Annotated in this window: 3 protein-coding genes and 3 pseudogenes; 1 reads left to right on the forward strand and 5 read right to left on the reverse strand. The window is 59.7% G+C overall.

Annotated features, from left to right (window positions below; all coding sequences use genetic code 11):
* Positions 1-218 (reverse strand): annotated as a pseudogene (locus BG61_RS44560) (hypothetical protein); the annotation flags it as partial.
* Between the two features lie 457 nt (positions 219-675).
* On the opposite strand from BG61_RS44560, the pseudogene BG61_RS45250 reads away from it, so the two are divergent.
* A pseudogene (locus BG61_RS45250) lies at positions 676-816 on the forward strand (LssY C-terminal domain-containing protein); the annotation flags it as partial.
* An 87-nt stretch (positions 817-903) separates the two neighbouring features.
* Here the strand turns inward: BG61_RS45250 and BG61_RS37635 are convergent.
* The 4 genes and pseudogenes from BG61_RS37635 to BG61_RS37645 all read right to left on the reverse strand — a co-directional run.
* Positions 904-2,076 carry an MFS transporter gene (locus BG61_RS37635; RefSeq protein WP_035943254.1) on the reverse strand — a complete coding sequence of 391 codons (1,173 nt, stop codon included), beginning with the start codon at positions 2,074-2,076 and terminating at the stop codon, positions 904-906.
* A 167-nt stretch (positions 2,077-2,243) separates the two neighbouring features.
* Positions 2,244-2,420 (reverse strand): annotated as a pseudogene (locus BG61_RS45195) (acetyl-CoA C-acyltransferase); the annotation flags it as partial.
* A gap of 14 nt (positions 2,421-2,434) precedes the next feature.
* A complete protein-coding gene (locus tag BG61_RS37640) occupies positions 2,435-4,096 on the reverse strand; it encodes a 3-(methylthio)propionyl-CoA ligase (protein ID WP_035924787.1) in 1,662 nt (553 codons plus the stop codon).
* 334 nt (positions 4,097-4,430) lie between these two features.
* On the reverse strand, positions 4,431-4,712 hold a 282-nt coding region (locus tag BG61_RS37645; protein ID WP_035943257.1), incomplete at its 5' end, for a cupin domain-containing protein.

The following is a 4,712-nucleotide window of genomic DNA, read 5'->3' on the forward strand; positions in this document are numbered from 1 at the left end:
GCCGGCAGCCTGGCCATCCGCAGCATATGAAACGGATCGAGCCCCACTGTACGGGCCACGTGTTCATAGTCCGTAAGGCAGGCACTTCGCGTCAGGGAATGCACGGGCTGTTCCAATTTCACAATCAGATCCAAGGTGGCATCAGCCAGGCTGATGTTGCTGAGTTCGGCGCCGATGGCGGGCGTGCAAATCTCCACCTTGATCGAATGCTGGCGCACGCAATGGCCGAATAATGGCCGGCGACGCGGATGTGGCTTGTGAAGTAGTGTCCTGGGGTACGGCGGTTGCTGTCATCGATGTCTCCAATCTTTGCTTGTGCGACGGCGACCAGGTGCGCGTCCGGCAGATGTAGCTGGCCCCTGTCAGCAAGAGGGCACGGGCACCGTTTCGTCGGCCATAGGATCCAATACTACGCAGAGCGGCCGCGATGCGATTGGCATGGCCGGACATTTGCTTTACAAATTGGGACAGCAGGCCCGGTGCCGTGGCCGAGAGTGGCTAGCAACACTGCTCGCGTGCTTGATGACGGCCATGCAGGTAGTCGGGTACTCGCGAGGAGTGTTGAAAAACTCCTTATCTCGCGCCGTGGAAACGGCTCGCGAGAAATCGACCTCCCAGATCGCTTCACAAGCGGCTCGTGAGCATCGGTTAGGGGCAAGAGGACCCTGAAAATTCAATCTGGTCGTTGTGGGTGGGCTCGATGACCCCTTCCCCGCACTGGTGCGCCGCGGCTGGAGCCCGACCGAGCAGAAGTGGTCAGGCGCGATCATGAGAATGGTGACTTCCGCGCTGTCTGGCGATCGTTGCGTCAATGCAGTAGCCCGGGCCGTTGAGCGCTGTCAACGGCGAGGGAGTATGCGGGCCGGGTCTTCAAGTGAACAGGCGAAGAAGCCGGCCGCCGATTCAGGCCACGGATAATCGATTTGCCCGACGAGTGGCCTGGCCCTGCCAGAGCAACAACGCTGCACTAGCCAGCGTAAGCGCCGCACAGCCCAGGGCCATGAGCCAGAAGGAACTCCAAAGCAGCGGGGCCAGTACGCCGGCTACCAGGGCCATGCCTGTGTATTGCAAAAGCATCTGGCAAGATGCGGCTAACCCCGCGTTCTCAGAAAACGGTTGCAGCGCATGGCCAATGAGCAGCGGCAGGGAGAGGGCCACCATAAAGGCATAACCACCCAGCGGCACCAGGTGAATCAACCCGGGTGCCACCAACAGGGCCAATGCCACATTAAGAATATTGACAACCAGAAAGCCCAGGTAGGCCAGGCGCACAGTGCGCTGCGTGCCCCATCGCTGAAGCAGGGGTGGCAGACATACCAAGCCCGCAATCAGCCCTAGCACCATTGGCACATATACCAGGTAGATCTCGGTCGCAGGGCGCCCCAAAAGATGGACTACATACTGTGGAGCGGCGGCGACATATAGGAACATCGCGATCCAGTTGCAGACATGGGCCACGGTCAGGCGCATAAACCAGGCCGAGCCCATCACAATGCGGTAGGCGCGCCACAGCGTGCCCACTCGCAAAGGCTGACGGCGGATAGGCGGCAGGGTTTCCGGCAACAGTCGGCTGTAGACGATCAACATCAGCACCGCCACCACGGAAAGGAAGGCAAACACTGCGCGCCACCCCCAAACGAACGTCAGCCATCCGCCTAGCATTGGTACTAAGGTTAGCCCCAGGCACTGGACAATGCTGGTACGCGCAATCATCTTTTGTGCGTCGGCGCCTGAATACATGTCGCGAATGATGGCACGGCACAGAATCGTTCCTATGCCGGCCGCCAGGCCTTGCGCGGTTCGCAACACCCAGAGTTCCTCAATTCGCGTCACTTTTAAACACAATAAGGAAGACAGCAGCAGCACCACCAACACGAAGCGCAGAGGCCTTCGCCTCCCGTAGGCATCAGAAATGACGCCGTGCCACAGGCACATAAAGGCATTGGCTACAAAGAAGAGCGATACCGTTTGCTGCACGGAGGTAGCCGATGTGTGCAGGTCCTGTTGAATCGCCGTGAGGGTAGGCAGCAGGATGTCAGACCACAGGGATACCAGAATGCCCAGAACCCCCAGCAAAGGCAGTGCTTGCGCTGGGCTCAGCGGAGGTCTTCTGTCGGATATGGATTGCATAAGTGATGGGGGGAATGAGCGTGACGACGTCTTCAGATGCGCATAATGCGCAGCCAGGCATCGTTCACCAGACGCCGTGCCGATGGCGGCTGACAAGCCTGTAACTCAGCCGATCAGGTTCGCTCGAAGACGGCCGCGATTCCCTGGGCGCCTCGAATCACATCGTGATCAACTCATACCGACGCTGGACGCGATGCACCCCATGCACGGCCTTGACGGCAACTGGCGCGCCCGTGGCCCCCGATCGAATGACTCATTGAGGTGCCGAAGCCATTGGGCGTGGCGAGGGCCAAGGCGCGCAGGGTCAGGCGATGCATTGGCGTTCCGCTGGCTGCATCAGGAAGTCGCCAAAGCGCTCTCGCAACTGGTTTTTCAGAATCTTCCCTGTTGCACCCAGCGGGATCTCGTCGACGAAGACCACATCGTCCGGCGTCCACCACTTCGCAATCTTCCCTTCGTAGAAGCCAAGCAACTGCTCGCGGGAAATCTCGGTTCCCGTTTTCCTGACCACTACGAGCAGCGGCCGCTCGTCCCACTTCGGATGGCGGGCCGCGATGCACGCTGCCATGAACACCGCCGGGTGAGCCATGGCGATATTCTCAAGGTCGATGGAGCCAATCCACTCGCCCCCAGACTTGATGACGTCCTTGCTGCGATCAGTGATTTGCATGAAACCATTGGCATCGATGGTCGCAACGTCGCCGGTCGGAAACCACGCTTGTCCTTCGTCGTCGAACTGCAGCGGACTATCCCCTTCGTTCCTGAAGTAGTCGCACACCACCGATGGCCCACGCACCAGCAGGTCACCGGAAGTCGCGGCGTCCCAGGGCAACTCCATGCCATCCTCGCCAACGATTTTTATGTCGACGCCAAACACCACACGGCCCTGTTTGGATTGCACGGCATGACGCTCTTCCAGGGACATCTTTAGGTGCCTGGCCTTCATGGTGCAGATGGTTCCCATAGGGCTCAGTTCAGTCATCCCCCAGGCATGCAATACCGCTACGCCGTATGTTTCCTGGAACTTGCGCAACATGGCCGGGGGACAGGCCGCGCCACCAACGATGGTGCGTCTCATGCTCGAGAATGGCTGGCCGGTTTCCTCAACATGACTCAGCAGGCCTTGCCAGACAGTCGGAACGCCAGCGGAGAGCGTAACCTGCTCGGCTTCGAGCAGTTCATGCAGTGATTTACCGTCCAGAGCCGGCCCGGGAAATACGAGTTTGGCCCCGACCATGCACGCGATGTACGGAAGTCCCCACGCGTTCACATGGAACATCGGCACCACGGGCAGGATCACGTCGCGCGCCGAACAGTTCAGCGCATCAGGCAGCGCCGCCGCATAGGTGTGCAGCATCGATGAGCGATGGCTGTACAGAACTCCTTTGGGGTTGCCCGTCGTGCCAGAGGTGTAGCAGAGCGTACTGGCGGCGTCCTCGTCGAAAGCCGGCCAGGAGTAGACGGACGAACCCTGCTCGATCAGATCTTCATAGCACAGCAGGTTGTCAATGCCGGCGTCTTTCGGCATGTAGGCGTGATCGGTCATGGCAATGAACGCCTTGACCGTCTTGCAGCGGCCGGCGACGGCCTTGATCAACGGCAGGAAGGTCAGGTCGAAGAAGATGTACTGGTCTTCGGCGTGATTCGCGATGTAGGCGACCTGGTCTTCATGCAGGCGAGGGTTGATGGTATGCAGAATGGCACCCATACCTGAGACGCCGTAGTACAACTCCAGGTGACGGTAGCCATTCCATGCCAGCGTGCCGATCCGGTCGGAGGGCTTGACACCGAGGCTCGTCAGCGCGTTGGCCATCTGGCGCGCGCGACGATGGCAGTCACGGAAAGTGTAGCGATGGATATCGCCCTCCACCCGCCGGGACACGATCTCCGTATCGCCATGATGGCGGTCAGCGTGCACAATGAGTGAGGAGATCAACAACTGTTTTTGCATCATCAAGCCATTCATGGCGTCGTTCCGTTCGTAATGTCAGTGATCGGGGAGCGGCAGATGGCCGTACCCCTCTGTCAGGTTCCCGCTTCAAGGCCGCGAACCGGGACCCGTGTTTCCCCTCTCCTGAGTTTTTGCGATCAGACAACGGCTCTGACGGCGGGATAGATCGCGATGCGACATGGGCTGCGTGGTCGGCGCACGCAGCCACCTTCTCGCTGCCTATGAGCTGCGATGACCCGGCGTGGCGCTGGAGTCCTGATATGGTCGGACCGTCTAGTGCGTCTTGCGGGCGACGCACCGAGTGTCACGAGGACCCCGGCGGATGTCGGGAGTCCCCTTGAATTTCAGGTCAGTTGAATGCCGTGAGGTCTTTCGGCTTGATGTCGTGCTGCTCGCAATAGGCAAGATAGCGATTCAGCGAGGTCTTCCAGTTTTCGAGCGCAACGATGTTGTCCTTCGCATCGAGGAACAGGAGATCGCCGTTCACCTGAACCAGGGTGAGCACATCTCCGTTTTTGCCTGCCTCGACGACTTCAAACGTGTGGGTCGATGCAGCGGTTTCGTACACGATGCTGCCAGGCCCTGCGACCCAGTCGTGCTCCTCGTATTTCCACTTGCCTTCGATCGTGTA

Origin of the sequence: Caballeronia glathei (genome assembly GCF_000698595.1) — a bacterium.
In the GTDB taxonomy this organism is placed as follows: Bacteria; Pseudomonadota; Gammaproteobacteria; order Burkholderiales; family Burkholderiaceae; genus Caballeronia; species Caballeronia glathei.

What these genes read in the sequence shown, in the direction of transcription:
- BG61_RS37640 (WP_035924787.1), bottom strand. Translation starts at nt 4,096, where the DNA reads ATGAATGGCTTGATGATGCAAAAACAGTTGTTGATCTCCTCACTCATT.